The organism is Marinomonas profundi, from assembly GCF_020694005.1.
Classification (GTDB): Bacteria; Pseudomonadota; Gammaproteobacteria; order Pseudomonadales; family Marinomonadaceae; genus Marinomonas; species Marinomonas profundi.
The window spans coordinates 519,251-546,168 of the sequence record NZ_CP073013.1 but is presented as its reverse complement, the minus strand read 5'-3'; the positions used below and the strand labels follow the sequence as shown (position 1 = coordinate 546,168).

General features: G+C 43.3%; 26 protein-coding genes and 2 pseudogenes. 14 read left to right on the top strand and 14 right to left on the bottom strand.

What is annotated here, in order from left to right; genetic code table 11:
• Positions 1 to 13 precede the first annotated feature (13 nt).
• Together lspA and J8N69_RS02445 are read right to left on the bottom strand one after the other, a co-directional pair.
• Positions 14 to 526 carry a signal peptidase II gene (gene lspA, locus J8N69_RS02450; protein WP_004863699.1) on the bottom strand — a complete coding sequence of 171 codons (513 nt, stop codon included), beginning with the start codon at positions 524 to 526 and terminating at the stop codon, positions 14 to 16.
• A 3-nt stretch (positions 527 to 529) separates the two neighbouring features.
• Positions 530 to 1,426, bottom strand: a complete 897-nt coding sequence (locus tag J8N69_RS02445; protein ID WP_068436864.1) for a cation transporter — start codon at positions 1,424 to 1,426, stop codon at positions 530 to 532.
• Between the two features lie 95 nt (positions 1,427 to 1,521).
• Here J8N69_RS02445 and cadR point away from each other — a divergent pair, with 95 nt between their 5' ends.
• From cadR to J8N69_RS02415, 6 genes are all read left to right on the top strand, one after another.
• Positions 1,522 to 1,929: a Cd(II)/Pb(II)-responsive transcriptional regulator gene (gene cadR, locus J8N69_RS02440; RefSeq protein ID WP_068812297.1), complete on the top strand. Its 408-nt coding sequence runs from the start codon at positions 1,522 to 1,524 to the stop codon at positions 1,927 to 1,929.
• Positions 1,930 to 2,193: 264 nt separating this feature from the next.
• A complete protein-coding gene (locus tag J8N69_RS02435; RefSeq protein WP_168827398.1) occupies positions 2,194 to 2,931 on the top strand; it encodes a copper resistance D family protein in 738 nt (245 codons plus the stop codon).
• A 664-nt stretch (positions 2,932 to 3,595) separates the two neighbouring features.
• Complete coding sequence (locus J8N69_RS02430) at positions 3,596 to 5,683, top strand: copper resistance system multicopper oxidase (protein ID WP_227803955.1); 2,088 nt, start codon at positions 3,596 to 3,598, stop codon at positions 5,681 to 5,683.
• Positions 5,684 to 5,695: 12 nt separating this feature from the next.
• Positions 5,696 to 6,409, top strand: coding sequence for a copper resistance protein B (locus tag J8N69_RS02425; protein ID WP_024024987.1), 714 nt, complete (start codon positions 5,696 to 5,698; stop codon positions 6,407 to 6,409).
• A gap of 319 nt (positions 6,410 to 6,728) precedes the next feature.
• Positions 6,729 to 9,077, top strand: coding sequence for a heavy metal translocating P-type ATPase (locus tag J8N69_RS02420; RefSeq protein WP_168827392.1), 2,349 nt, complete (start codon positions 6,729 to 6,731; stop codon positions 9,075 to 9,077).
• Between the two features lie 23 nt (positions 9,078 to 9,100).
• Complete coding sequence (locus J8N69_RS02415) at positions 9,101 to 9,544, top strand: DUF411 domain-containing protein (protein WP_168827390.1); 444 nt, start codon at positions 9,101 to 9,103, stop codon at positions 9,542 to 9,544.
• A gap of 216 nt (positions 9,545 to 9,760) precedes the next feature.
• Here J8N69_RS02415 and J8N69_RS02410 read toward each other — a convergent pair whose 3' ends face one another.
• From J8N69_RS02410 to J8N69_RS02375, 8 genes are all read right to left on the bottom strand, one after another.
• Positions 9,761 to 11,014, bottom strand: coding sequence for a type II toxin-antitoxin system HipA family toxin (locus J8N69_RS02410; RefSeq protein WP_168827388.1), 1,254 nt, complete (start codon positions 11,012 to 11,014; stop codon positions 9,761 to 9,763).
• On the bottom strand, positions 10,998 to 11,384 hold the full coding sequence (locus tag J8N69_RS02405) for a helix-turn-helix domain-containing protein (RefSeq protein ID WP_211085200.1): 387 nt from the start codon (positions 11,382 to 11,384) through the stop codon (positions 10,998 to 11,000). Before J8N69_RS02405 ends, J8N69_RS02410 begins: the two co-directional genes overlap by 17 nt.
• A 507-nt stretch (positions 11,385 to 11,891) precedes the next feature.
• The gene (locus tag J8N69_RS02400; RefSeq protein WP_168827386.1) at positions 11,892 to 12,239 is read right to left on the bottom strand and encodes a rhodanese-like domain-containing protein; all 348 of its coding nucleotides are present in this window, start codon (positions 12,237 to 12,239) and stop codon (positions 11,892 to 11,894) included.
• Positions 12,240 to 12,267: 28 nt separating this feature from the next.
• Positions 12,268 to 12,450 carry a DUF2798 domain-containing protein gene (locus tag J8N69_RS02395; protein WP_227804019.1) on the bottom strand — a complete coding sequence of 61 codons (183 nt, stop codon included), beginning with the start codon at positions 12,448 to 12,450 and terminating at the stop codon, positions 12,268 to 12,270.
• Between the two features lie 43 nt (positions 12,451 to 12,493).
• Positions 12,494 to 13,078 (bottom strand): Crp/Fnr family transcriptional regulator, encoded by a 585-nt coding sequence (locus tag J8N69_RS02390; RefSeq protein WP_168827382.1) that lies wholly within the window; start codon positions 13,076 to 13,078, stop codon positions 12,494 to 12,496.
• A gap of 16 nt (positions 13,079 to 13,094) precedes the next feature.
• The gene (locus J8N69_RS02385) at positions 13,095 to 14,795 is read right to left on the bottom strand and encodes a SulP family inorganic anion transporter (RefSeq protein WP_168827380.1); all 1,701 of its coding nucleotides are present in this window, start codon (positions 14,793 to 14,795) and stop codon (positions 13,095 to 13,097) included.
• Between the two features lie 13 nt (positions 14,796 to 14,808).
• Positions 14,809 to 16,389, bottom strand: coding sequence for a bifunctional protein tyrosine phosphatase family protein/NAD(P)/FAD-dependent oxidoreductase (locus tag J8N69_RS02380; RefSeq protein WP_168827379.1), 1,581 nt, complete (start codon positions 16,387 to 16,389; stop codon positions 14,809 to 14,811).
• A gap of 37 nt (positions 16,390 to 16,426) precedes the next feature.
• Positions 16,427 to 17,305, bottom strand: a complete 879-nt coding sequence (locus tag J8N69_RS02375) for an MBL fold metallo-hydrolase (protein WP_168827367.1) — start codon at positions 17,303 to 17,305, stop codon at positions 16,427 to 16,429.
• Positions 17,306 to 17,508: 203 nt separating this feature from the next.
• Between J8N69_RS02375 and J8N69_RS02370 the strand changes: the two genes are divergently transcribed.
• Positions 17,509 to 17,754: a hypothetical protein gene (locus J8N69_RS02370; RefSeq protein ID WP_168827365.1), complete on the top strand. Its 246-nt coding sequence runs from the start codon at positions 17,509 to 17,511 to the stop codon at positions 17,752 to 17,754.
• Here the strand turns inward: J8N69_RS02370 and J8N69_RS02365 are convergent.
• A protein-coding gene (locus J8N69_RS02365) for an IS3 family transposase (protein WP_227803951.1) occupies positions 17,751 to 18,901 on the bottom strand; the annotation gives its coding sequence in 2 pieces (ribosomal slippage) (positions 17,751 to 18,664 and positions 18,664 to 18,901; 1,152 coding nt in all). The two genes, J8N69_RS02370 and J8N69_RS02365, sit on opposite strands and share 4 nt — an antisense overlap.
• Before the next feature lie 77 nt (positions 18,902 to 18,978).
• On the opposite strand from J8N69_RS02365, the gene J8N69_RS02360 reads away from it, so the two are divergent.
• Entirely contained in the window at positions 18,979 to 19,200 is a 222-nt protein-coding gene (locus J8N69_RS02360) for a thioredoxin domain-containing protein (protein ID WP_227803954.1), read from the top strand.
• A 368-nt stretch (positions 19,201 to 19,568) separates the two neighbouring features.
• Here the strand turns inward: J8N69_RS02360 and J8N69_RS02355 are convergent.
• Positions 19,569 to 19,970 (bottom strand): annotated as a pseudogene (locus J8N69_RS02355) (IS66 family transposase); the annotation flags it as partial.
• Positions 19,971 to 20,069: 99 nt separating this feature from the next.
• On the opposite strand from J8N69_RS02355, the gene tnpA reads away from it, so the two are divergent.
• From tnpA to J8N69_RS02330, 5 genes and pseudogenes are all read left to right on the top strand, one after another.
• Entirely contained in the window at positions 20,070 to 20,354 is a 285-nt protein-coding gene (gene tnpA, locus J8N69_RS02350) for an IS66 family insertion sequence element accessory protein TnpA (protein ID WP_168827667.1), read from the top strand.
• Positions 20,354 to 20,698 carry an IS66 family insertion sequence element accessory protein TnpB gene (tnpB, locus tag J8N69_RS02345; RefSeq protein ID WP_168827669.1) on the top strand — a complete coding sequence of 115 codons (345 nt, stop codon included), beginning with the start codon at positions 20,354 to 20,356 and terminating at the stop codon, positions 20,696 to 20,698. The genes tnpA and tnpB (J8N69_RS02345) overlap by 1 nt, the downstream gene beginning before the upstream one ends.
• Before the next feature lie 26 nt (positions 20,699 to 20,724).
• Positions 20,725 to 22,182 carry an IS66 family transposase gene (gene tnpC / locus J8N69_RS02340; RefSeq protein ID WP_168827671.1) on the top strand — a complete coding sequence of 486 codons (1,458 nt, stop codon included), beginning with the start codon at positions 20,725 to 20,727 and terminating at the stop codon, positions 22,180 to 22,182.
• Positions 22,183 to 22,645: 463 nt separating this feature from the next.
• Positions 22,646 to 23,896, top strand: a complete 1,251-nt coding sequence (gene ltrA / locus J8N69_RS02335) for a group II intron reverse transcriptase/maturase (RefSeq protein ID WP_168827679.1) — start codon at positions 22,646 to 22,648, stop codon at positions 23,894 to 23,896.
• Between the two features lie 67 nt (positions 23,897 to 23,963).
• Positions 23,964 to 24,170: pseudogene (locus tag J8N69_RS02330) on the top strand (transposase domain-containing protein); the annotation flags it as partial.
• Between the two features lie 14 nt (positions 24,171 to 24,184).
• Here J8N69_RS02330 and J8N69_RS02325 read toward each other — a convergent pair.
• On the bottom strand, positions 24,185 to 24,379 hold the full coding sequence (locus J8N69_RS02325; RefSeq protein ID WP_227803953.1) for a hypothetical protein: 195 nt from the start codon (positions 24,377 to 24,379) through the stop codon (positions 24,185 to 24,187).
• A gap of 26 nt (positions 24,380 to 24,405) precedes the next feature.
• Positions 24,406 to 24,768 carry an IS66 family insertion sequence element accessory protein TnpB gene (tnpB, locus tag J8N69_RS02320; protein WP_227803952.1) on the bottom strand — a complete coding sequence of 121 codons (363 nt, stop codon included), beginning with the start codon at positions 24,766 to 24,768 and terminating at the stop codon, positions 24,406 to 24,408.
• A gap of 277 nt (positions 24,769 to 25,045) precedes the next feature.
• On the opposite strand from tnpB (J8N69_RS02320), the gene J8N69_RS02315 reads away from it, so the two are divergent.
• Positions 25,046 to 26,833, top strand: a complete 1,788-nt coding sequence (locus tag J8N69_RS02315; RefSeq protein ID WP_168827629.1) for a diguanylate cyclase domain-containing protein — start codon at positions 25,046 to 25,048, stop codon at positions 26,831 to 26,833.
• Positions 26,834 to 26,918 lie beyond the last annotated feature (85 nt).

Sequence of the window (26,918 nt, the reverse complement as noted above, 5' to 3'; positions counted from 1 at the left end):
ATAGGCGTAGGTGTCAGTCAGATCCATCCGGCTCGGCATTGGTGTTTGCTTTTTTACCCAACAAGCTGCTGGAAACGAAAAGTAAGGCACCGAGGACAATTGCAATATCAGCCAGGTTGAAGGCCGGCCAATGCCAGTCTCGCCAATAGAAATCAAAGGAATCCACAACATAGCCGCGAAAGACCCGGTCAATCAGGTTGCCCATGGCGCCACCGAGGATAAGACTGTAAGCGATGGCTTCTCCTTTATGACGATTTTCAAGGATCAGCTTGATCAGAAAAATCGAGACCACTACCGCGATTCCGATAAAAAAGTAGCGCTGCCAGCCTCCACCATTCGCAAAAAGACTGAATGCGGCACCGGTGTTCCATAGGTGCACCCAGTTAAAGAACGGGGTCACCGAAACATACTCGCCATAGGCCATTGATTGCTGCACCAGCCACTTTACAGCCTGATCAGACGCTGCCAGCAGGCCCGATATGGACAATAGGGCATACGGCGAGAGCTTTTTGCCAATAATGAGCATTATTTAACCCTTCAACGCCAAAATGCGTCTGGCACCGTTAAGTACAATGCCCCCCGCGATGGTGCCGATAATCAGATCCGGATAATTGGAACCGGTCCACGCGACCAGGGCGCCGGCGGTGATGACCCCCAGGTTGATCACCACGTCGTTGGCCGAGAATATCCAGCTTGCCTTCATGTGCGCCCCGCCTTCCCGATGTTTGGATATGAGCAGCAGACAACTGGTATTGGCAATCAATGCGACGAATGCGATAGCCATCATCACCAGCGATTCAGGCTCACTACCGAATACAAAGCGTCTCACCACCTCTACGAGCACGCCCACAGCCAAGATCAGTTGCAGTACACCAGCAAGATGCGCGGCACGTACCTGCATTTTCACGCTATGTCCAACCGCATAAAGGGCAAGCCCGTACACCGCCGCATCGGCAAAATTGTCCAGGGATTCTCCAATCAGGCCGGTGGACTGGGCGATCAGACCGGCAGTCATTTCCACCACGAACAGAAGTGCATTGATGCCGAGCAACCAGCGCAGGGTCCCGGATTCTTGCTTAGCAGAAGCTGCCGAAAACTCGGCGGCCTTGATGGTCTCCGGATTTGCAGCGACGGTTTCCTGAAGCGAGGCGCCTAGCCCCAAGGTCTTCAGTTTCGAGGTGACGGGCTCGACCTCGCCGTCATGCACGACCTTCAGCCGGCGGTTCGACAAGTCGAAGGACAGCGCCCGAATCTCCTCAAAGCCGTTCAGGGCTAGGCGAATCATTCGTTCTTCTGATGGACAGTCCATCTTCGGCACGGCATAAACACTGACCCATCTCCCTGGCGCCTCGGAGGAGGCCTGTATATCGGTATCCGCTGCGGACGTTGCATCAGCGCCACAGGCGCCACCACAGGATTTGCTCATGATACTACTCCACTTGAACAATGTTGTGGTACCATTTTAAACTATAAAGCTACTATAAGGTCAATAGAGTAAAGAATCCGTTGGGGAGGAGGCTGATGCGCATTGGTCAGTTGGCGCAGTTGGTAGGGGTCGAAACACAGACGATCCGCTTCTATGAACAGCAGGGCTTGTTGCCGCCGCCTGATCGGCAGGACAACGGTTACCGTGTCTATACCGAGAAGCATGGTGAGGGGCTGGCCTTCATCCGTCGCTGCAGAATCCTGGGCCTGTCACTGGCTGAGATTCAGGAACTACAGAGCTATCAGGACGACCCTCATCAGCCTTGTACCGCCGTCAACGCCTTGCTCGATGATCACATCTCTCATGTGCGGTCGCAGATAACCGCTCTGCAAGCGCTTGAGAAACAACTCGTTTCACTGAGAGCGAGTTGCAACGATGACCGGGAAGTTGAGGCGTGTGGGGTTCTTGCTGGAATTAGCGAAGGAAACATGCACCAGCAGTAGGTGAAGCATCAACCAGATAATCCGATGAGATGCCGGTTTGTCTCACTCTCATGCAAAGGTAAGATCAACCATTTAATCCGCTTACCCCATTTTATAAAAAAGGGGCTGTATGATGTTAACGAACTGGGAAATCGCGCAATTATTGACACGTTGGTATTGTATTTTGGTATATCAAGCGTTGTAGGTGGGCTATTTGCATTTTGTTTGTTGCGTCATCAGTCTGCTTTATTGAGTAGTATAAAAAGGTACGTACGAGGAGGTGCGTTGATTGGTTTAGCGGCGACAATAGCTTATTTTTTTATCCTCGTTGGTGGGGCGATGGAAGAGAGTCTATCGCTCATGTTTGACCCTATGATGGTCTCTATCTATTGGGATTCGCCTGCGGGCAGTACCTTAATCGCTAATGTGATTGGTTATTGCTTGGTGATCATAGCGTCATTTACCCTTGGGTCGGATCGTGCCTTCAGTCTGTGGCCATTTTCACGCCTTGCATTAATGGTCGCTTCCTTGGGCATAGCCAGTTTGATTTATTCGTTTTCATTCACGGGTCATGCGACAGAGCAAGCTTGGTATTATCAAATTATATTCTTTACTCATATCTTGATTGCTGCTTGGTGGTTAGGGTTGCTATTCCCTTTGTGGTTGGTTGCGCGAAAATCCACGCACCAGGAATCTAATCGAATCTTAGAGCGTTTTGGCGAACTTGCAGCGGTTGCTGTTTTGATTTTGATTATCTGTGGAGCATGGATGAGCTATGTTCTGACAGGATGGCAAGACTTATTCTCGTCAGACTATGGTTTCTGGTTGTTGGTGAAACTTGCTTTGGTCGTTGTTATTCTGGTGATGACGGCATACCATAAATTACATCTTGTGCCGTTAATACTGAAACGCGGTAATACATTTCTTATTCAAAAATCTATTTTAATGGAAAAAATGATCGCTTCTTCTATTTTGGTGGTCACGGCGATATTTACGACGTTTGTTGGTCCTCCAATGCATTAATTAGAAGTGTATTTAAAGTGATGTTGTTTGGGGTGAAAGTTGATTGGGGGAAGAATAATGAGACAAAATAAAATCGTTATCATTATATTTGTTTTGCTCGTGTTTGTTAGCCAGACAATGACTTCTGTGGCTGGTCCAATGGCATATCACTCAATGCAACTTACTGCTACTGCTACTTATGGCTCGATGGTCGATCATAAGGCTTCGTTGCACAACGCGTCTGTTGAAACACACACAGATCAGTATGTTCAAATATTGCCGGTCACGAATGCGTTAGATTGTTGCAAAGACAAAAGCTCGTGTCCGATGAGCGTTTGCATGTCGATGGCCGCGATCATTGATCGTCAGTGGATTTATTGCGGCTCTCAACTGAGTCAGAGTAGTACTCATCTAGTTCAACAAGAGCTACCGTTGAATAGCTCTTCTTTATATCGCCCTCCGATACTTTCTTAATCTTTGGATGATTCCGTCGTTTTGTCGGACGCTCCAAGGTCACTAACCGTTATTTTCTATTATTAACCTTTTATCCACTACAGGGATAATGCCTGTATTGGATCTTCTCAAGAACATTGTTGGAGACAATTATGTCTTTTATTCATTACATTATTTGGTTGCACCTGCAAACAGGTGTTGTGGGTTTAATTAGATTAAGGGAGTTCAGTTTATGACAGTATTCAAACCTTCACACGAAGAGCAGAACAAATCATCGAGCGGTACAGTGCTTAGCCGTCGTCAGTTTGTATTTGGTGCTTCTGCCATGCTGGCTTTAACTACCATTCCGTTTTCAAAAAATGCACTAGCAAGTGCCATTGGCCAATCTTTAACTCAGTTATCTGGGACAGTTTTTGATTTAAGCATTGATTATAAAACCGTTAATTTTACGGGAACGCCTGCTAGAGCAACGGTCATTAATCAACTGTTTCCCGGACCCTTGTTACGCTGGAAAGAAGGTGAAACGGTCACGCTAAGAGTAAAAAACAATCTTGATCATGACAGCTCTTTGCACTGGCATGGGATGATTTTACCGACAGAAATGGATGGCGTTCCTGGCCTTAGTTTTGCGGGCATCAAACCGGGAGAAACATTCGAATATAAATTTCCAGTTAAGCAAAGTGGTACCTATTGGTATCACAGTCATTCAGGTTTTCAAGAACAAACGGGAGTGTATGGCGCGATTGTTATAGACCCTAAAGAAGCAGACCCTGTTGTGTTTGATCGGGAGCATGTCATCATGCTGTCGGACTGGTCGGATGAGGCGCCTGAAACGATATATGCGAATTTAAAGAAGCAATCAGACTATTACAATTACAGTGAAAGAACGATGTCTGATTTGTTTTCTGATATCAAAAAACAAGGGTTGGTGAACACATGGAGAGCACGCTCCATGTGGAATCAGGAACGTATGAGTGACCGAGATATTTCTGATGTCACGGGCGCCACCTATACGTATTTAATGAATGGGAACCCACCGGCACAACCTTGGCAAGCACTCTTTAAACAAGGAGAAAAAGTTCGTCTTCGCTTTATTAATAGCTCTGCGATGACGATATTTGATGTGCGAATTCCAGGTTTAAAAATGACCGTGGTAGCGAGTGATGGACAAAATGTTCAGCCTGTTACCATCGATGAATTTCGAATTGGTGTTGCGGAAACTTACGATGTGATAGTCGAGCCGAAGATGGAGGATGCTTATTGTATTTTCGTTCAGAGCATTGACCGTTCTGGTTATACCGTTGGTAACTTCACATCAGATGAAATGTTCACGGCCAAAATCCCTGATATGGACCCTATGCCGATCTTAGGGCATGGCGATATGGGCATGAATATGGAGGGCATGGACCACAGTAAAATGGCGATGGGTTCGGACTCTATGTCGGGCATGGAAGGCATGGACCACAGTAAAATGGCGATGGGTTCGGACTCTATGTCGGGCATGGAAGGCATGGACCACAGTAAAATGGCAATGGGTTCAGACTCTATGTCGGGCATGGAAGGCATGGACCACAGCAAAATGGCAATGGGCTCAGGCTCAATGGCTGGCATGGAAGGCATGGATCACAGCAAAATGGCAATGGGTTCAGGCTCAATGGCTGGCATGGAAGGCATGGATCACAGCAAAATGGCAATGGGTTCAGGCTCAATGACTGGCATGGAAGGGATGGATCTCAGTCAGCCAAGTATGGTTATGCCTACTTTAGGTTTAGCAGGTTACGGCAGTGACAATGAGATTAAGCATCTAGATTCAGAAAATGGTCCTCAAGTAGACATGCAATCAGGCATGCCTCAAAGCGGCCTTAACGACCCAGGTATTGGCTTAAGGGATCATCAAGCGAACTATAACCGTAAAGTACTGACCTACGCAGACCTAAAAGGCTTGCATCCTACTCATGATAAACGTCAACCCACTCGAGAAATCCAGCTGCATCTAACGGGCAATATGAATCGTTATATGTGGTCAATTAATGGAATCAATTTTGCTGATTCCGCTCCACTTGAATTGGCGTATAACGAAAGAGTGCGAATTACCTTGGTGAACGACACCATGATGATTCATCCCATGCATCTACATGGTGTATGGAGCGAGTTAGAAACAGGAGACCCTGATTACATTCCACGTAAGCATACTGTGATGGTTCAGCCTGGTTCAAAAATCAGCTATTTAGTCACCGCAGACGCCTTGGGGCAATGGGCATATCACTGCCATTTGCTATATCACATGCCTGGCATGTTTAGAAAAGTGGTCATCAAATAAGGAGAGTAATAAATGAAAAACTTTAATTCACTAGGCTTTACATTAGTGATGGCAACGGCTTCTGTTATGAGCTCTTTGTCTTATGCAGGTGCGGAAGATGACCCTTTATTAAGTTATGTCGCCATCGACCAATTAGAAAAAGGCCTTGAGTCAGACGATCCAATCAGCTTTAGTTTTCAAGCATGGGTTGGTTATGATATGGATAAAATCTGGCTTAAAACGTCAGGTGAATACCAGAATAGTGACGACCAGGACCTAGAAGTACAGGCTCTATACAGTCATGCCGTAGCGCCGTATTGGGATATGCAGATGGGCGTAAGGCGAGATATTAAACCGTCCCCATCTCGTGATTGGTTGGTGCTTGGTTTCCAAGGTTTGGCTCCGTATTTTTTCGACATTGACGGTGCTTTCTTTGTTGGAGAAAAAGGGCAAACCTCCATTCGTTTAAGCATCGAACAGGAATGGTTAATCACTCAAAAACTGATATTAACGCCTGAATTTGAAATGAACGCCTATGGTAAGAGTGATGACGAGTTAAGCATGGGTGCTGGTCTTACTGATATCAATGCAGGCCTTCGACTAAAGTATGAAATAACACGTAAGTTTGCACCTTATATAGGTATAGACTGGAGTAAAAAGCTCGGTGCTACGGCTGATCTTGCTCGTGATAATGGAGATAGCATTAGCAACTCTCAGTTTGTCATTGGCGTAACGGCTTGGTTTTAATTTTTTTACAAGAAGTAAAAGGGATGTCAGTGAGATGAAAGATAAAAGTCTCACTAACATCACCATTAATTTCTACGATATAAAAGAAAGGACAATACCATGATGAGCGAAAGTATGTTTGGTAGCACTATGTGGGTAGGACACTGGATGTGGATGTTAGTGATTGTGATCTTAGTCGTTATACCTGTCTATAGAATATGCAAGCGAGCTGGATATTCTGGCTGGCTGGGACTGCTGATATTGGTCCCAATGGTCAATATGGCTTTGTTATATTTCATTGCTTTTTCTGACTGGCCCGCGAGTAAAAAAGGAGCACAATATGAGTGAGCACACGAATCATCATGAACATAAAAGCCATGGGGTGCATGACCCTGTGTGCAAAATGTCGGTAGATCCTCAAACCGCAAAGTATAGTAGTCAGCATGTAGATAAAACTTGGTATTTCTGTTCTTCCGGCTGTCAGTCGAAGTTCGATAATAATCCAGAGAAGTATCTCAGCGAAGAAAATGAGCAAACAGAGCCGGTTGCGGCCGGAACCATGTTTACCTGTCCTATGCATCCAGAAGTCCGTCAACAAGGCCCCGGTGACTGCCCGATTTGTGGCATGTCGCTGGAACCTGAGGAAGTAAGCCTCGACGACGGCCCTTCAGTAGAGCTCGCCGACATGACTCGTCGATTCTGGATTGGTCTGGCTCTGGCACTTCCGGTTTTTTTGATCGAAATGGGAGGCCATCTCTTTAAGATTGACCATATTGTGTCGCCACAAATATCCAATTGGATTCAGTTGGCTTTAGCTACTCCAGTGGTCGTTTGGTGTGGTGGACCATTCTTTGTGCGTGGTTGGAAATCTGTACTTAATCGTAACCTTAATATGTTCACACTTATTGCCATCGGTACGGGTGTTTCTCTGTTGTACAGTTTTGTCGCAACCTTGGCTCCGCAGAAATTTCCTGACGCTTTTCACGCTGACGATGGCTCAGTCGCAGTGTATTTCGAGGCGGCCGCTGTCATTGTTGTGCTGGTGTTGTTAGGTCAGGTACTTGAACTCCGAGCTCGAGAAAAAACCTCTGGCGCTATCAAAGCTCTATTGGATCTAGCTCCGGCCACGGCAAGAAAACTGGACGATGACGGCAGTGAGTCTGATGTGGCGCTCGATCAAGTTAAGGTTGGCGATCGATTGCGAGTTCGACCAGGCGATAAGGTACCTCTAGATGGCGAAGTGCTTGAAGGCCGTTCCAACGTTGATGAATCCATGGTCACTGGTGAACCCTTGGCTATTACTAAGAAGACTGGAGATCAGGTAATTGGTGGTAGCATTAATCAGCAAGGCAGTTTTATTTTACGAGCCGACAAAGTCGGACGAGACACAATGTTGTCCCAGATCGTCCAGATGGTTGCCAGTGCGCAGCGAAGTCGTGCACCTATTCAGGGAATGGCTGACAAAGTGGCTGGTTGGTTCGTTCCGGTGGTTCTGTTGGTTTCTATCATTGCATTCGGAGTCTGGTCTATCGTCGGTCCAACGCCACCCATGGCCTTTGGTCTGATCGCAGCTGTGAGTGTGCTGATTATTGCTTGTCCCTGTGCCTTGGGTCTGGCGACTCCTATGTCGATCATGGTCGGTGTTGGTCGTGGCGCTCAGATCGGTGTCTTGATCCGAGATGCTGAAGCGTTGGAGCGGATGGAAAAAGTAGACACAGTGGTAGTGGATAAAACCGGGACCTTGACCGAAGGTAAGCCTCAGGTGACAAAACTGGTCTTGGCAAACGGTTTCAGCGATGAGGACTTGATGCGTTATTCCGGTAGCCTTGAAAAGGGCAGCGAGCACCCTTTGGCACATGCTATTTTGGATAAAGCTAAAACAATGAACCTAACATTACCAGACGCCATAGATTTCGACTCTCCAAACGGCAAAGGCGTTACTGGTGAAGTCGATGGAAAAAGGGTTCTGCTTGGTAATCGATTGTTAATGCAGTCAGAAAATGTTGATACATCCGCCTTTGAGGAAGAAGCCAATCAACTTCGAGAGGACGGTGCAACAGTAATTTTTGCCGCAGTTGATGGAAAGGTTTGTGGTTTGCTGGCGATTGCAGACCCGATCAAGGACACCACTAAAGCGGCAATAGCCGCTCTGCAGAATGAAGGGATTCGTGTGGTGATGCTGACCGGAGATAATCGTACCTCTGCCGAAGCTGTAGCTCGAAAACTCCACATTGATGAAGTGAAGGCAGAAGTATTGCCGGAAGATAAAGGCAATGTTATTCAACAGCTTAAAAATGAGGGTCGTGTTGTTGTTATGGCTGGTGATGGTGTTAATGATGCGCCAGCCTTGGCAACCGCAGATGTAGGTATTGCCATGGGGACAGGAACCGACGTGGCTATCGAAAGTGCGGGTATTACTCTATTACGTGGCGATCTGATGGGCATCGTGGAGGCACGGCGATTATCCCTGGCAACCATGCGTAATATTCGGCAGAACCTGTTCTTTGCATTCATTTATAACATGGCAGGAGTACCGATTGCTGCAGGAGTACTTTATCCGTTTACAGGTATTCTCTTATCGCCTATTTTTGCCGCTGTAGCTATGTCGTTGTCCTCGGTGAGTGTCATACTAAATGCTTTAAGGCTGCGGGCGGTAAAATTATCAGATAGCCAAATTAATAGTAAATAGCTAATTTTGAAAGAGGTGAATATATGAAGGTAATAAATAAAAGCATTGCAACTTCAATCTTAACGTTAGTCAGTGCAAGCGTGTTTGCACAACCTATAATAGATCTCTACAAGTCTCCGACATGTGGTTGTTGTGTTAAATGGGGGGAGCTAATGAAGGCAGAGGGATATACCGTTAATTATCATCACACAGAAGACTGGTCCTCTTTAAAAAAAGATGTGGGTATGCCCATGCAACTACAATCGTGTCACACCGCTGTAATCGACGGTTACTTAATTGAAGGGCATGTGCCAGAACAAGATGTGGCACGTTTAATACTTGAGAAACCTGAAAATGTATCAGGGTTGGCTGTGCCTGGAATGCCAAGGTATTCTCCTGGCATGGCTGCAAAAGGTCAGCAATACAAAGATTTTAATGTGATTCAGTTTAGCCAAAAAGGAACGATGACAGTTTATCAACAATATTGATAAACGATAAATCCATCAAATCCAACAGGTTATCAAGCTGAAAGGAAAAAGCCGAGCTATGAAGTGACCCCCAATAGTTGGACTATCCAATTACTGGGGGTCTTTTTATGTCTAAGTACAATAGACGTTCAATTCTCATACTTCGGTATATATCCCTATCTATATGTCTATAAAGAATATGATTAATCTGGATTTATTAGACTTTGCTATACAGTATTAAACTCGAAAATCTTCATGAAGTCTCTGCCAATGCGCTTTTAGCTGTTGTTTGTGCTCTTCATTCATCGGTAAGTCGAGCAAAGCCTGAGGCCAAAGGCTTCTGGCTTTTTCCATCGCATCGTCCAGATGCGGTTTGATCGCTCGCCATGGAATATCTGATTTAGTAGCCCAATGTTCAAAGTGCTTATATGAGACATCGTACCAAGCTTTTGTCTTAGCTAGATTAAGGGCAAAGTGTTGCTCACTTTTAATATAAACACTGGTGGTGACTATGTCGTAAGCAGGGGAAAGTCTGGGTGTGACTTGATCTGTATACAGTAAGCTCCAGTTTTTCAAATGGGCGTCGCCGTTTGCTAATAGGATGTTGGTGAGTATACGACGAGCAAGTTGCTGGACATCACTTAAACCATTACCAGAAAACTGATACAGGATTTTTGCTATTTGTTCGTAGTTGCCAGAACTGTATTTTTCATGTGGGTACTTCACAAGAACTTGAGCAAAGTCTTCCATGTGAATGCGTTGGTCGTCACGCCGATCAAACCGTTTTATGGCGAAAGCTAATTTTTCATCCGGAAGGTTGATTTGAGGAAGGTTGTCTAATTGGTCTATCTCGACCAATTTTATTTCAGGAATATCCACGCCAATGAGAGAAGCGAGAGTCATGGCAGTAAACTCATTGGCGGGCACTTCTTTGTGTTTAGTGGAGGGTGTTTTCACAATCCAATCACCCAGCACATTATCTTTCGAAAGATTATATCGACCGTCTTTTTCTTTCATGGAAAACTTCATCTGAACGCCTGCCAAGGAGAACTTGTTCTCTTGGCTGAGTTTGTCGAATTTAACCGCTTTTACTTGACCATGAGATGAGAATAAATGGACAGGAACATCTTCAGGCTCCATCGGTTCAGCGACTAATGCACCCGGTAAATCCATACCCAGATAAGACAAAATATGGAACTCATTATCAACATGAGTTTTGAGCCCTTGAGCGATCAGTTCTCGCAAAGAACCTTCAGGCAATAGATTGGACAAAATAGGGTGCAGACGTTGGTTTGTCGCCCATGGCTCAGATAGCATTTTATCGGCACGTGGAAAATTTGGATGGGTGGTTAAGCTAAAAGTAGGGCGAGCTGTACTAGATTGAAAGCTTTCAGCAAAATGAAGAAGATTACGTCCATTTTTTGCCCCCGCCAAATATCCCACTAGATGGCCATGTAACGTCAACTTAAGAACACTAATTTCCGTTGTCATATTCGTCTCCATCTTCTAATAGTCCTTTCCATGGATCATCCGATAGTTTTTTTTGTTCGTCAGCATGAGTTGGCTGTTTATTTGGTAAAGATGTGTTGTTACCATCATTTTCAAGAACAGCTAAAACAGCATTCAGCTTTTCTTTTGGAATCAGCATGACGTCGCTATTTAGGCCCTTAGCAATCAGTTCAAGCGTATCGAGTCTTGGGTTGCCCTTTGCTTCAAGCCGCTGGTATTGCTGCCTAGAAATACCAATACGCATTATCATGTCATTCTGCTTGAGTTTCAGTGCTAAACGGCGATTTTTGATTTGCTGTAGTAGGTTTATCATAAGGAAACTAATAAGTTGCTTTTTAATATATAGAAACATATTAGTTGCTATTTTGGTTTAAGGCAACTAAAGAGTTTCTTTTTTTCGGGCTTAATGATTAGTGTAAGTGCATAGAGATGGCCATTCAGTCAACAGTTCGAATCTGCTTAGTCCTACCATATTTGAAAGCCTCGATCTTTTTAAAAGGTCGAGACTTTTTATGTGTCTGATTTTTGTTTCCTCTGATTGGCTTTGGTGAGGGAGCATTTTTCCGATTTTTAATTCTGGGAAAGGCTGAGCGGGTAACTTTTGCCTAGCGCCGCAAAACTATATTATAGGAAAACGTAAAAGGGCGATTAAAAAGCCTTTCTCGTGTTCCTTCCCATTTTCTTCGAAAGGAAAGCTTTTCAAAAGTAAAGCCGCTTTAAAAGCGACTAAACAAGGTTTAATTATCTTGTTTAGTAGAAGAAAATTTAGAATTCAGCTGCATTATAGACGTGTATTTAGCTTTTTAGAGTCTCAAAGCATGGAGTTTAATTTGACTGCATCGACAAAGAAGACTTTAGTTTAAGCTAGTTTCTTATATGCGTTCAATCCACCAGCAATGTATTTTGCATTTTTATAACCCATTGATTTTAGTGATGCCGCAGACAGTGCTCCTCGGTTATTGGCATTGCAATAGCATAAAATTTCTGTGTTTAAATTTGGGATTTGATCTTCAATTAGCATTTCTAACTTCCCTCGGCTAATATTCATTGAGCCTTTGATGTGACCATTGATATGTTCATCAGAATCCCGAATGTCTAGAGCAATAGCGCCTGCTAGAATGCGATCATCTACAGAGTCGGGTGTTATGCCTTCAACTTGAGACTGAGCGAAGGTGGCCATAGTTTGAAATTTTTCAGTGTATTTCATTATTTTATCCTTGAGTTAATTTAATAGATTATTTACTACAGATTTTTTGTGATAGCGTTTGTATTCTTTTCCCAAAAATAAAGATGATGCAGAATGCGATAGGCCAAGAAATCAAATAAGCTTTCCCCCATCTCTCTAAGAAACCTTCTGTGATACCTGTATTTATTATTGTTATGGTTGCCGTCATTATGGTTACCATTAATATTGACATCAGTAATGGAGTGACAATTTTTAGGTGTTTTTTGGGGATCATGTTAGAGACTCCTATTTTCCAATTTCTTTTTGTCAATGAGTTTAATACTTCTGCTTTTTGCTTTTATTTCAATTATGCTTTCTTTTTGTAGTTTGCTTAATATTCTGCTGACGGTAAATTCGCTTAGGCCTAGGTGGTTTGCTATATCCTCTCTTGTCATTGACATATTAAAGTAGTCGGGGGAATCTGGGTTTTTATTAAAGAGCTCTAACAGTAAAGAAGATATTTTACCTTCGGATTTTTGAGTGAAAACTCTTTTCCTTATTGTATATTCGGTAACACTCTCACTCATCTTGGTAAAAAAATAATGAAATGACACACTGTTCGATAGCAGTTCTTGAAAATTAAATTTTTCAACGATTGTGTCTTCTAAAGTTAAAAATGACGTCGGGTGATACTCAAGGTCGATTGAATTTAAGCCTAGAACGTCACCTTTAAAATGAAATTTAGTGATAAAACTACTACCATCTTCATTAATGCTAACTTCTTTTATTGAACCGCTTTTTAAAATGAAAAGATTTTTTAAAGCATCGCCTTGTTTTATGAGTTGGTGATACTTTTTTAATCTTATAGTTTCTGTCTTCATATAATTTAATTGATATTCAAGACAATGTTTTGAACGCTTGATAATGCGTTAGGTAAACATCTCCAGTTAGATGCTCAATAAAATCGCTTTCTTTTAGCTTGTCCATGACAGGGCCTTTCACTTCAGATAAGGAAAGCTTGATGCTTTTCTCTAGGAGCTGTTGGTTAAGGGATTCGAGCATCTCAAGTGCGCTATAATCAATTTCACTGATTGAATTGCATTGAATAATAATGTGTTGGATTCCAGGCCTATTTTGAACTGTGCTCATAATTTTTTCTTCGAGAAACGCCGAGTTAGCAAAGAAAATACTTTCATCAAGGCGCAAGCTCAATAAATGAGGAAAGGTTTTTACTGTATGGCGCTGCACGTTTCTAAAGTGCTCTGTGCCTTCAATAAGTCCAACTTCGGCAATATGAGGTTCAGACGAATGAGATAAACGCAATAAAATTGATAAAATGACGCCAGAAGCCACACCTATTTCCACACCCAGCAATAAGGTAATCGCAATGGTAGAAAAAGCAGCATAGAAGTCATTGCGTGAGAAATGCCAAGTTTTCTTTAGAATCGAAAAATCGACTAAGCCAGATACGGCAACAATTATCGTTGCTGCTAAAGTAGCTTTTGGCAAAAAATAAAGTATCGGGGTTAGAAAAAGAGAAGCAATCAAGATTCCAATCGCCGTCATGACACTCGCCATTTGGGTCACAGCTCCTGCATCAAAATTGACCACAGAACGAGAAAAACCGCCTGTTACAGGGAAGCCTCCAGAAAATCCCGATGCTAGGTTTGCTGCTCCTAAACCAATCAACTCTTGATTTGGTTTTACTTTCTCGCCGCGTTTTGCCCCCAGTGTTTTACCAACAGAAATGGATTCAACATAGCCAATAATAGAAATCATCAGGGCTGGCAAAGTAAGCTCTTGTAACAGTGACAAGGATGGTAATGATAAACCGAATTGAGGCAATCCTGCTGGAATACTTCCTGTTATCGCGACACCATGAGATTGCAAATCAAATAAGTATACCACGATAATGCTGACTAAAACCCCCATAATAGGTGCGGTTTTGGCTAGAGGAGCAGCGTATGTTTCAGGTAACTTTAGTGCCATAAAAAATGACTTGGCATAGCGTTTTGCGAGCAATAAAAACAGGATAACGGATAGACCAACCGCCAAAGTATAAAGGTTTATCTCAGTAATGCTCTCAGACATGCTGATAATCTGAGAAACAACATTATCTCCGTGAGCACTAATGCCCATGATATGCTTTAACTGGCTTAAGGCGATGATGATGCCAGAGGCAGAGATAAAGCCTGAAATGACAGGATGGGAAAGCAGGTTAGTAATTTTACCTAACTTCATCATTCCCATCCCAAGTAATATGATGCCAGATAACAGTGCGAGTGTAATCGCTCCTGTTAAATAGCTGGCGGTGCCTTGTTCTGCAACGTTAGCCAAGGAAGAGGCTGTCATTAAAGAGGCGACTGCCACTGGACCGACGGATAATGAAGAGCTTGTTCCAAAAATAGCATACAGAATTAAAGGTAAGATACTGGAGTACAAGCCGACTTCTGGCGGAACGCCAGCGACAAGTGCATATGCTAACGACTGAGGTATTAATAGCATGGTGACGATAAACGCCGCCGTGGCATCTTGACCAAACTTACTGTGGTTATAACTCTTTAACCAAGCTGTTATTGGGAGCAAGCTTAAAAACATTCTATATTCTCCGTTATTTACGCATTTTAGGTTTTACAAACCATTCATGGCCCTTAAGCATTCCATGCCAATAGAAAGAAGGTAAAAGGTCTTCTTTTAAAATCCAAGCCAACTTGGTTGCTTTGGTCCCTTTGTTTAACCAATTCGGAAAGGTTGGCATGAGAACACCGCCATATCCGAATTCTGCCAAGACAATTTTGCCTTTTTCAACCGTTAGAGGGCAGGAGCCGTAACCATCATAAATAGCGATTTCTTGTCTGCTCTGTAAGGCATTAACGATATTTTGTGCGACAACAGGGGCTTGTTTACGAACCGCCGCCATGGTTTTTGCATTGGGCGTATTTGATACGTCACCAAGAGACCAAATGTTAGAGAAAGACTTGTGTTGCATGGTTTCTTTATCAACATCGACCCAGCCTGCATTGTCAACTAAAGGGCTGTTTTTTATAAAATCTGGCGTTGTTTGTGGTGGGCAGACATGAAGCATATCATAGCTTTCTTCGATAATACTGGTATTCCCTTCTTCATCAACGCAGGAGAAGAAGGCTTTTTTATTAGGACCATCTACTTTTACTAGCTCATGCTTAAAGTGTGTATCGACTTGGTATTTCTCAATATATTCCATAAGAGCAGGAACATATTCGGAAACGCCAAACAAAACTGCCCCAGCATTGTAAAACGACACATTAAGTTTGTTTAATCTGCCTGTTTTCAACCAATGGTCACAGGATAAGTACATGGCTTTTTGTGGTGCTCCGGCGCATTTTATCGGCATAGGTGGTTGAGTAAAAATGGCTTTACCACTCTTCAAATTATTGGTTAGCTCCCAAGTGTACGGAGCCAAATCATAGCGATAATTTGACGTAACTCCGTTATAACCTAAGGTATCCGTCAGACCCTCAATCGCCTCCCAGTTTAATTTTATGCCGGCTGCGACGACGAGTTGCTTGTAAGCAATGGTTTTTCCATTGCTTAGGCTGACGGTGTTGTTTTCAGGTTGAAAATGCTCAACGGACTCTCGTAGCCACTTGGTATTTTTGGGAATAACGTCAGACATATTTCTGCGAGTAGTATTGGCTTTAAAAACGCCGCCACCAACCAATGTCCAACCCGGCTGATAATAGTGATTTGTGGAAGGGTCAATTAAACAGATTCGAGTATTCAATTGACGTTTGAGAATACTTGCAGCCGTTGCAATACCTGCGGTTCCTGCTCCTACAATAACCACATCAAAGGTTTCATTTTGTGTTTGACTGTCGCTGTTTTCTGTTTGCTGAGCAGCTTGCCAAATAATAGATGAACGATTTCCCGTTCGGCAATACGCATGTATGTTATGGCTTTCTCTAATAGCTTGTTTAAACAGAGCAACATCTGAGTCTTGCATCTGACCAGCAGAAAAAGGGATGTGAACGGCCTGTATGTTTTTAGTGGCTGCAAATGCTTTCACGTCGGCAAAAGCAAGCTGTCCTGCTTCTTCATTATCCGGTCGATTACAAATGATCAGAGAAACCCCTGCTTGAGCAAGGGTTTCAACGTCATTTAAGGTGATTTGTTCAGATACAGAAAAATTCTCAGTTATTTGTTTGCGAAGCATGTTGCTGTCCTCTCGATTATTGTTGTCGTTGTTATCGTTATTTGAACGCGTTAACTGGAACTTTTAGGTACACCAAGCCATTTTCTTCAGCTTTTGGGAAATCCCCTGCTCGCATGTTGACTTGCAAAGAGGGCAGAATCAGGCGAGGCATCGACAAGGTTTTATCGCGACTTCCGCGCATTTCAACAAAGGCGCTTTTCTCAATGTCTTTCTTCACATGAATGTTGTCGTTTTTTTGTGATGCAATCGTTGTTTCGTATTCCAACTCGCGACCATTAGGGCAATAGTCATGGCACATAAAGACTCGATACTCTTCAGGAAGAGCCAGTATTTTTTGAATAGAGTCGTATAACACGCCCGCATCTCCGCCAGGAAAATCGGCTCTCGCTGTTCCAGCATCTGGCATGAACAAGGTATCACCAACAAAAACTGCATCACCTAGCACATGAGTAAAGCAGGCCGGAGTGTGTCCCGGTGTGTGCATTGCAGTACATTGTAATTCGCCAACTTGATATTGTTCGCCATCGTGGAATAGGTGATCAAACTGTGAACCATCAAGTTCAAATTCGGTGCCTTCATTAAACACCTTGCCAAATGTTTCTTGGACGATGGTTATCTGTTTACCAATACCGATCTTTCCGCCAAGTTTTGATTTTAAATAAGGTGCGGCAGAAAGGTGATCTGCATGCACATGAGTTTCGATGATCCATTCAACATGTAAATTATGTTCATTTACATAGGCGATGATTTCGTTGGCACTGGAGTTCGAGGTGCCACCGGAGGCATAGTCAAAGTTAAGTACGCTATCAATGATTGCGCAGTTATTTGATTTAGGATCCTTTACGACATATGAAAAAGTATTTGAGTCTTTTTCAAAAAAAGCAGCGACATGCGGTTTATTTGAAGTGTCCATCATAGTATCTCCTCTGGTTTTAATTTGAATATTAGAAATATTGCATGTTTAAAACATAGCACGATGTATGCCAATTTAATATAACTATATAAGTTATTGATATATGTGTTTTATTTTTTAATTTCCTGTTATTTATGAATTTAGAATTGACTGATAGCGCAGAAATTGACATAAATGACATAAGTTTTGACAAAAATGGCGGTTTTATGATGCAGGTTATTGCGACTGATGCTTATTCTTATAAACACCTAGCTCAGATGTTAGATGGTTATGATTGCCCAGCGATCTTGGTGTCTCTGGATTATCAAATATTAGCTACGAATCAAAATTACAGAAAAGAATTTGGCGATGTTTCGATTCAGGCTTCACCTCGTTGTTATGAGGTATCTCACGGTTACAGCGTCCCTTGTGACGATGCTGGAGAAGACTGTGGTATGGACCCAGTTTCCTAGACAGTTTCTAGCTCCGTAAAATATCGCCTCTCATATTGCAATGGCGATAATCCATCATTTGATCCATGGTGTCGCTTTGGATTATAAAAGCATTCGATATAATCAAAAATCTCTGAGCGAGCATCACTTCTTGTTTGATAGGTCCGATTGCGAACTCTTTCTTTTTTTAATAACGAGAAAAAACTTTCCGCAACAGCATTATCGTGACAGTTACCACGTCGACTCATACTGGCTTCCAGATTATTATCTTTTAAGAAGGTTTGCCAATCTTTCGAGGTATATTGAGCGCCTTGATCTGAGTGTACCAGTACTCTTTTTGTGGGGCGTCGTCGCCAAATCGCCATGAGTAAAGCATCAATAACTGACTCCGCTGTCGCCCTTGATCTCATTGACCATCCTACGACCAATCTAGAAAATAGATCAACAACGACGGTCACATAAAGCCAGCCTTCTTTTGTCCGGATGTACGTAAAATCGGTTACCCATACTTGATCTGGTTCTGGGACAATAAACTCTCTATTTAGTGTATTGGGGGCTGTATTACGTTCAGATCCACGATAAAAAACAGGGTGGCGTTTGTAGCCTATTAGCGCTTTTAGGCCCTCTCGGCGCATCACCCTTAGCACTCGATTCTTCCCACAAGACTTACCTTCTCCTTTTAGGTCTTTGGTGATATTGCGGTAGCCGTAAACACAACCACTCTCAAGCCAATGCGTTTTAATGGTGATGGCAAGTTCATCATCTTCTTGCTCTCGTCGACTTTTTGGACAGTCCAGCCAAGCGTAAAAACCGCTCCTATGGACTTGCAGTGTTCGACACAAGGCAACAATAGAATAGTCGTGGAGCCGTGATTTTATGAACGTGTACTTTTCTTTGACTCCCCGGCAAAGTACACGGCGGCCTCCTTTAGAATGTCCCTCTCTTCGGTCACACGTTTAAGTTCAGCTTTGAGCCGCTGGATCTCTGACAGAGCTGAATCTTCCGTTTTTCTGCTCGCTTCAGGCTTGCTGTATCGGGCTATCCAATCATGCATACTTTTGTAACTAACGCCAAGTCGCTCAGCCACTTCTGCAATCTTATAGCCCCGCTCAGTGACTTGTTTAACGGCTTCAATTTTGAACTCATCAGTATAACGTTTTCCACTCATAATTCACCTCATTTTTACCTATTATTATATAGCTATGAGATGTCTATTAAAGTGGGTCCATACCACTGCAGCTTTCTATGACTTATCCAATGTCTGTCGGCCGAAATTTTGCAGAGGTGTTACGAGCGCTTGATGCATTACAAGCAAGCTACGGTGTGCCGATTGCAATGCCTGCAAACTGGGAAGTTGGACAAGATGTTATTGTTTCTTTGTCGTTAAATGATGAACAAGCGAAAGAAAAATTTGGTGAAATAAACGTTAAGCTACCTTACTTACGTACTACAAAAATGCCTAGCTAATAGTTGGGGCATCTTTCTTAAAATACCGGCTAATTGCCGGTATTTTTTATCTATTTCTTATGTTGATGTGGACTTCCCTCATTTTACTAGACAGTATCAAACTCGAACATCCTCATGCAGTCTCTGCCAATGTTGTTTTAGCTTTTGTTCATTGGTAGGTTCTTAGTAAGCGTGCGGTAAACCACACGTAGGCAGCGTTAATTTTTTATAGCCATAAAACTTGTATCTGACACGTGATTGTAATAATTTATGGTTAGACAGAGGGTAAATGGATTTATCTGAGCCTCCAGGACGGAGGCTCTGTCACTTTTCAGGAAGATTCAAGGCTGCATGGATGCAGCGGGAAGACTCACCCTTTATTCTCAAACTTAAGTCAGCTTGATATTCCACGGCAATAAATCGTTTATGACATCGTTTTCCTTTCTTCTCGGCAGCTCTTCAAACAATCTTACTAAGTAATCATACGGGATAAGTCCATTGGCTTTGGCCGTTTCTATTATACTGTAAAGCGTTGCACTGGATTTTGCACCATTACCCGTATTCGAGAACAGCCAGTTTTTGCGTCCAATCACGAAGGGTTTGATGGCGCGTTCTGCTCGGTTGTTATCGATGTTGACGCGATAGTCGGTCAAGTAAACGGTAAGTTTGTCCCATTGATTGAGATTGTATTGGATGGCTTTACCCAATAAAGATTTCGGTGGCACTTGTTGAGCCGATTTCTCAAGCCAAGCTTTATAGGTCGCTAGTACTTCGGGAGCTTGCTCCTGACGGATTTTAAATGGTAAGCGTTCATTCTACGCCGTTATTCACCCCAATCCATTCACACTCTAAACTGAACTTCGTTTTTATTTCATAACGGAGTTCATCTAATGACCAAACCTTATGCTCGTCGTTCTTCCTCTGAATGGCAACAAATCATTGGCGATCAAGCCGAGTCTGGTTTATCAGCTCCTCAATACTGTGAACAGCATCAGGTGAGTTACGCCAGTTTTAGCAAATGGCGACAGCATTTTTCAGGCACCAAAAAACCATCAGATTCCATGCACTCAGACTTCATCGATCTCAGCCAAGTTCCTGCTCTCTCTGGTTCTGGGCGCTGGAACATTACTCTGCGCCTAGGGGATGGTGTTGAGCTTCGACTGAGTCGTGACTGATGTTTATGCCCGATCCCAATGCCAAAATTTGGCTCTATACCCAACCCACTGATATGCGCAAGTCTTATACTGGTCTGTTGGGACTTATCAAACAACAGATCAAAGAGAGTCCACTCACCGGGTATTTTGTGTTCATTAATCGACGCAAAACCCAGATGAAAATCCTCTATTTTGAAACCTCTGGGTACTGCCTTTGGTGCAAACGACTGTCTCAGGGGCAGTTCAACTATGCGTCATCAGAAAAGGCTAAACACGCTCTAAGCACCATGGAGTTACAACATCTGTTGGCGGGCATAAAAGTTGAAAAATATCGCCAATTTAAGCGCTACAAACGCGCATCTTAAGGGGGTGGATAGTATAATCCAACCCCATGAATGACACGACTTACCGACCTATTTTACCCTTCGAACACACCGACTTGCTTCACACGAATGAGGTCGAAAAACTGCGCGCTGAAGTCGAGGCCATGTCCTCAAGAATCCGCCAATATGAAGCCGAAGTGTGGATGCTAAAACGTGAGTTGTTTGGACCAAAAAGCGAACGCCGAGGCTTACTCACTCCTGAACAACAAGCCCTCGCCGATATCGTGGGCCCGATGCCAGCTAACCCCGCGTTAGTAGAAGAAACCTCATCATCTGTGCCGATTAAATCTGAGTCTTCCAGTGTTCGAGGCAAAGCCCCCAAGTCCCGCAAAGGCAATGAAATCAATATCACCGGACTGCGTTTTGACGAATCCGTACCCGTTCGTGAAAAGGTGATTCTAGCGGACGAACTACAAGGCCCCAATGCGCACGAATACGAAGAAGTGGGCTTCAAAGAAGTCAGCCGCATCGTGCAAAAAACCAGTGCCTATGAAGTGGTGATTACCAAACGTCAGGTAGTGAAGCACAAAATCAGCAAACAGCTTATTACCGCGTCACAGCCCGATGTGATTTTTGATAGCTCACTCGCGGACGTCAGCTTCATCGTGGGGTTGCTGGTCAATAAGTTCTTATACCACTTACCGCTCTATCGCCAGCATCAACAGCTTAGTGCCGCTGGCATCACCCTTAGTCGAGCCACCCTCACCAATCTCACCAAACGAGGGATCGAACTGCTACGGCCCATCGTGATAGAGCAACTTATCAGTGTACTGGACAGCAACACACTGGCCATGGACGAAACGCCGATAAAGGTTACTCGACAGCCTGGGGTAGGCAATAAACCCGGCAAAATGAAACAAGCGTATTTTTGGCCGGTGTATGGTGACAAAGACGAAGTGGTGTTTACCTTCTCTCAAAGTCGTGGCATGAAACACATCCAAGACTTATTGGACCATGTTTGGCAAGGCACCTTGCTGACCGATGGCTATGCCGCTTACAGCAGCTACGAAGCAAAATCGCCGGACATCACTCATGCCCAGTGTTGGGTGCATATGCGTCGTCAACTATTGAAAGCCGAAGCAGAAGAAACCGAGGCCGTGACACACGCCCTCAACCTGATTGCCGTCTTGTACCAACACGAAAGCCACATCAAACAAAAAGGTTGGTCAGATGAGAAAAAACAAGACTATCGAGCGCAACACAGCAAGCCCTTAGTGAATCAGTTTTTTGCCTTCTGTGAAGAGCAAAGTCAACGGGCCGACCTATTACCAGACGATAGCTGGATGAAAGCGTTAAACTACACCTTAAAGCGCAAACGCCAACTCATGGTCTTCTTAGAAAATCCCGATGTCGCCATGGACACCAACCACCTAGAGCGAGAGATAAGACCCATCCCCATGGGTAAGAAAAACTGGCTCTGTGTGTCACGAAGGAGACATTATGAAGTAGAACTGATTGCAGCATAATGAATCCATGCTCTAAGTTGGATGGAGGAAGGCCCTCCGGTCAGGGCGTTCAGGCGCACTGATCAAACTACCTGATGCTGCTGTTGGCTAAGGTCTTCGGTAGTGAGCGATTCAGGAAAAGGCGGAAATACTACCGTCAAGTAAGTCTGGAAGAGTCGAACGAAAGTGAACTGTTCGAAGAAGCATCGAAATCTTAGGTGATGTCAAAAAGGGGTTGTACAGCCACCCCCTGATAAGTGTAGAGGATACCTGATTACTGACTACATGGCATCCGGTGTTAAGGCAGCGGGACTTCCAGACAGGCCAGCTTAGGGAACGTGAGAACCTACTGCTAGCACGTATCGTGCAGTAGGGACGGACAGGCTCGTAGTAGTGTCGAATGCGCTGTAATGGTGCTGGAGCGAAGGGGTCTGGGTCGCCGAATTGGTTAGAACACAACTTTTTTTAAGAGGATGACGTTTTAATGCAAGGCAAAGCATTTGAGATTCCTAAGTCTCTCGTGTGGCAATCGTATAAATCGGTCAAACGCAATAAAGGTGCGCCGGGCTGCGATGGCCAAACAATGAAGCAATTTGATAACAACAGAGACCGTAATCTTTACAAGATATGGAACCGTTTGTGTTCTGGCAGTTACCTGCCGCCACCGGTTCGTGAAAAGCGAATTCCTAAAGCGGATGGTTCAGACAGAATACTGGGTATTCCAACAATTAGTGATCGTATCGCGCAAGGGGCAGTCAAGATCTATCTGGAAACGCGACTAGATAAGCTATTTCATAATAGTTCATTTGGTTATCGTCCCAATAGATCAGCGCATATGGCTTTAACGCAATGTGAGCGTAACTGTCGTTTTAAAAGTTGGGTATTAGAGATAGATATCAAGGCCTTCTTTGATCATGTTGACCATGATTTGGTGGTGAAAGCGTTAGAACACCATGATATGCCTCGTTGGGTAATATTGTACTGTCGTAGGTGGATGGAAGCCCCCATGACGGACTCAAGCAAGGCTGATACCCTAACAAAGAGAGCGCGTGGTACGCCGCAAGGCGGCGTTATCTCGCCCATTTTGGCGAATTTATTTCTTCACTATGCTTTTGATCGATGGATGGACAAACATTGGCGTTATGTGCCGTTTGAACGGTACGCAGACGACATTGTATGTCACTGTAGTCGAATGTCAGAGGCGGTGAATCTAAAGGAAGCGATCCAACGACGAATGGAAGAAGTGGGATTGAGTATCAATGAGGCCAAATCGAATGTGGTCTATATAGATACATTTCCACGCCATAACGTAAAGAAAGTCTTCACGTTCCTAGGCTATGACTTTAAGGTTAGAACGCTTAGGAGAAAAGACGGTTGTTTGTTTAGAAAATGTGCAGCGGGTGCCTCAATGACCGCCATGAAGCGAATCACGAAAACGATTACTTCGTGGCGAATACATCGATCATCTGGAGCGACATTGAAAGAGCTTGCGCAGAGGTACAATGCCTCGTTAAGAGGGTGGATACACTACTATGGCAAGTTTTGGTACCGACACTTCAGTTATCGTATCTGGTCTGTTTTTCAATCAAGGTTGATTAAATGGGCAAGATGCAAGTTGAAGATAGGAACACGAGAGGCGGAGCGAAAGCTTGAGCAAGTACGAAAACGCATGCCAACGCTCTTTGCTCATTGGGAATTACTTCGTGCATCAAATGTGCGACCAAGAGCCGTATGACGGGAGACTGTCACGTACGGTTCTGTGAGCAGCTTGGGGGCGAAACTCCCCCTTGCTGACTCGACTCTGTTGGACAGAACTGGGGGCCGAGCACGTTGGCCTCATCCAAAGCCTGATCTGCACGTGCAAACTGCACGACATCGATCCCAACGTCTACCTGACGGATGTACTGCAACGCGTCAGCCAGCATCCAGCCAAAGACGTCGCCGACTTAACACCGAGACGATGGAAACACCTGTTCGCAGATAATCCTCTGAAATCGCCATTGTTCTGAGTGTCAATGACTCCCTAGAATGAACGCTTACTTTGCTGCGCCAAACGCCACTGCTCTAAAATGAACGTGTATTTAGATTGCCACTGCGCAAGCAGCGAGTCTTTTTCACTCAGAAGGCTGTCTTTTTTACCCAATAGTAAAGCTTGCTCAAGCAATAGTGCTTTAAGCGCTTCAACGTCATTGGGTAAGTCTTCTGGAAGTATTTTCATAGGTTGGATTATACCAACCTAATGGGCTATGCGTCATGATATCGGTAAGTTAAATGCGGATGTGCCCCTTGGGAACAAATGGGTAGGCCGTCCAACAACCAATTCAGTTGTCGATGAGATATGTGCAGCGATAAATGCTCATCCTCAATGCCAGGCCATTGGAAACGCCCTTTTTCCAATCGTTTGTAATGCAACCAAAAACCATTATTAGACCACTGCAATATTTTGATCTTGTCACGTGCTCGACCACAAAAGACAAAAATGTGCTCACTACAAGGTTCTTTTTTAAGATCGTAGGCGACAATATTGCAAAGTCCATCAATGGCTTTACGCATGTCGGTAGGCCCACAAATCAGTGTAACGTTAAGCTGGGAAGACGCGGTAAACATGAGACTGTTGCTCTGATTTAAAAGACAACAGACTTTAAGGTGTTTGAAGATAATTAAAATGTGTGGTTTGCCGGACGCTTACCATGATAACGTTTCATATAAATAAAGTGTGCCATCAGGCTAGCGACTTATGTCTGACGCATTAGACGGACCTCTCTACACAATATTATTTCACACTCACTTTTCGACATATTCAAGCGTTTCCAGTATGATTAATCTCTGAATTTGTTATTTTTTTAACCTTAACATCAAAATTATAGACAGGATTTATTAGCACATGGAATGGAAGGAACAACCTAAAGCATTCAAAATTTATTTGTATTCGATGCTAGCTATTGTTTTCTTGTTAGGTACGAGTATCGTTGTACTTGTTTTTGAACAATTACGTTATCAGAGTGCTGTTGATACGAGAGAGAAGTCTATTAAGTTGGCTGCGGAGCTTCGCCAGTCATCTAACGATTTAGCAAGGTTAGTAAGAACTTATATCATTACTGCTAACCCTCTTTATAAACATCAGTTTCAGACTGTCGTTGAAATACGTGACGGGTTGAGAACGCGACCGAAGAATTATTCTCTTGCTTATTGGGATGTTAATGGAGCAGCCCCCGATATTTCAGAGTCGAAGCATGACGCCAGCGGTGACGGAATTTCGATTATTGAACTAATGCAAAGAGCTGGCTTTACTGAAATTGAATTACAAAATTTAAAGCTTTCTAAGGAAAAGTCAGACTTATTAGTGGCGGTAGAAAATAAAGCAATTGACCTTTTTGAAGAAAACGTACCGACAGATCCTAAAAAACGCGAAAAAGCTTTAGAAATGCTAGCAAATGATTTCTTTATCTCAACAAAGGCAGAAATCATGCGACCGATTATCGAAACTGAACAGATGGTTTTTGACAGGACACAATCCACTGTAAATATAGCAAAAAATAGGCTGATGCTAGTTATAGGAAGTCTATGTTTACTTTCGATACTTCTGATTATTTTTATTTTTAAAATTGGCGTGCAGCTTCGTAAGATAATCGGCTGTTCTATTCCTGAATTAGAAGGCCATTTACATGAGTTAGGGAAAGGGAATTTTTTAACGCCAATTATAGTTAAAGGAAATTCACGGGAAAGTGTTATCAGTTGGATAGCAAGAACTCAAAGGAAACTTGCAGAACTAAACCTTGCGTATTTCAAAGCCATAGTTGAATCTTCTGACGATGCGATTATCAGTAAGAATAGTCATGGAATTATTGCAAGTTGGAATAGAGGGGCTGAAAAGATTTTTGGCTACTCAGAGGAGGAGATAATCGGTCAATCAATGACATTGATAATTCCAAGTGAGAGGTCATACGAAGAGGCTGAAATTCTAAATAAAATTTCAAGTGGACAGAAAGTAGATCATTTTGTCACGCAACGCAAACACAAAAATGGTCAACTAATAGATTTATCAGTGAGTATTTCGCCGATATATAATTCTGAGGGGCAGGTAATAGGTGCTTCCAAGATAGCGAGAGATATTAGTGCCGCTGTAGCGGCAGAGGCAGAAATTAAGCGCCTTGCATTCTATGATTCGTTAACAGGTCTTGCTAATAGAAGATTGTTGCAAGAACGATTAGGGCAACTACTACTATCAGCTAAAAGAGATAAATTTCCTATTGCATTGATGTATATAGATCTCGACGATTTCAAGTTACTAAATGATACTCAAGGTCATGAGGCAGGAGATCATTTACTTAAAGCCGTATCAAATCGATTAATAGAATCTGTTCGTGATAGCGATACGGTTTGCCGGTTTGGAGGTGACGAGTTTTTAATTATGCTCTCTGGACGCAACCAAATTTTCTCTTCTGATGCTTGGGTTAAAAAAATAGGCAAAAAAATAAGAGAACGACTAAGGTATCCTTACGATCTAGGGGCCGAACCTTATATTTGTACTTCAAGTATTGGAGCCTACATTTATAAAGGCGAAAAACTTAGTTCAGATGAGATTATTAATAAAGCTGACCAAGCTATGTATATCGCAAAAAAGAAAAAGAACGCTTTCTATTTAGTCTCTGGTAATTATGCGGATGGTTAGGTTAAAAATTTTTATTTAAACGCATTGTTTTTTAATTGTTAGATTTTTGTTTTGATGTGAGCTGTCCATTTTTCATTCATCGTTA

Excerpts from the sequence above, each read along its gene's own strand:
- tnpA (WP_168827667.1), top strand. The coding sequence starts at position 20,070 with ATGACCAAACCTTATGCTCGTCGTTCTTCCTCTGAATGGCAACAAATC.
- J8N69_RS02390 (WP_168827382.1), bottom strand. The coding sequence starts at position 13,078 with ATGAAGACAGAAACTATAAGATTAAAAAAGTATCACCAACTCATAAAA.
- tnpC (WP_168827671.1), top strand. The coding sequence starts at position 20,725 with ATGAATGACACGACTTACCGACCTATTTTACCCTTCGAACACACCGAC.
- J8N69_RS02315 (WP_168827629.1), top strand. The coding sequence starts at position 25,046 with ATGGAATGGAAGGAACAACCTAAAGCATTCAAAATTTATTTGTATTCG.
- J8N69_RS02445 (WP_068436864.1), bottom strand. The coding sequence starts at position 1,426 with ATGAGCAAATCCTGTGGTGGCGCCTGTGGCGCTGATGCAACGTCCGCA.
- J8N69_RS02400 (WP_168827386.1), bottom strand. The coding sequence starts at position 12,239 with ATGAAATACACTGAAAAATTTCAAACTATGGCCACCTTCGCTCAGTCT.
- J8N69_RS02420 (WP_168827392.1), top strand. The coding sequence starts at position 6,729 with ATGAGTGAGCACACGAATCATCATGAACATAAAAGCCATGGGGTGCAT.
- tnpB (WP_168827669.1), top strand. The coding sequence starts at position 20,354 with ATGTTTATGCCCGATCCCAATGCCAAAATTTGGCTCTATACCCAACCC.
- tnpB (WP_227803952.1), bottom strand. The coding sequence starts at position 24,768 with ATGTTTACCGCGTCTTCCCAGCTTAACGTTACACTGATTTGTGGGCCT.
- J8N69_RS02360 (WP_227803954.1), top strand. The coding sequence starts at position 18,979 with ATGACTTATCCAATGTCTGTCGGCCGAAATTTTGCAGAGGTGTTACGA.
- ltrA (WP_168827679.1), top strand. The coding sequence starts at position 22,646 with ATGCAAGGCAAAGCATTTGAGATTCCTAAGTCTCTCGTGTGGCAATCG.
- J8N69_RS02375 (WP_168827367.1), bottom strand. The coding sequence starts at position 17,305 with ATGATGGACACTTCAAATAAACCGCATGTCGCTGCTTTTTTTGAAAAA.
- lspA (WP_004863699.1), bottom strand. The coding sequence starts at position 526 with ATGCTCATTATTGGCAAAAAGCTCTCGCCGTATGCCCTATTGTCCATA.
- J8N69_RS02405 (WP_211085200.1), bottom strand. The coding sequence starts at position 11,384 with ATGTTTCTATATATTAAAAAGCAACTTATTAGTTTCCTTATGATAAAC.
- J8N69_RS02325 (WP_227803953.1), bottom strand. The coding sequence starts at position 24,379 with ATGAAAATACTTCCAGAAGACTTACCCAATGACGTTGAAGCGCTTAAA.
- cadR (WP_068812297.1), top strand. The coding sequence starts at position 1,522 with ATGCGCATTGGTCAGTTGGCGCAGTTGGTAGGGGTCGAAACACAGACG.
- J8N69_RS02430 (WP_227803955.1), top strand. The coding sequence starts at position 3,596 with ATGACAGTATTCAAACCTTCACACGAAGAGCAGAACAAATCATCGAGC.
- J8N69_RS02380 (WP_168827379.1), bottom strand. The coding sequence starts at position 16,389 with ATGCTTCGCAAACAAATAACTGAGAATTTTTCTGTATCTGAACAAATC.
- J8N69_RS02385 (WP_168827380.1), bottom strand. The coding sequence starts at position 14,795 with ATGTTTTTAAGCTTGCTCCCAATAACAGCTTGGTTAAAGAGTTATAAC.
- J8N69_RS02370 (WP_168827365.1), top strand. The coding sequence starts at position 17,509 with ATGATGCAGGTTATTGCGACTGATGCTTATTCTTATAAACACCTAGCT.
- J8N69_RS02425 (WP_024024987.1), top strand. The coding sequence starts at position 5,696 with ATGAAAAACTTTAATTCACTAGGCTTTACATTAGTGATGGCAACGGCT.
- J8N69_RS02410 (WP_168827388.1), bottom strand. The coding sequence starts at position 11,014 with ATGACAACGGAAATTAGTGTTCTTAAGTTGACGTTACATGGCCATCTA.
- J8N69_RS02395 (WP_227804019.1), bottom strand. The coding sequence starts at position 12,450 with ATGTCAATATTAATGGTAACCATAATGACGGCAACCATAACAATAATA.
- J8N69_RS02415 (WP_168827390.1), top strand. The coding sequence starts at position 9,101 with ATGAAGGTAATAAATAAAAGCATTGCAACTTCAATCTTAACGTTAGTC.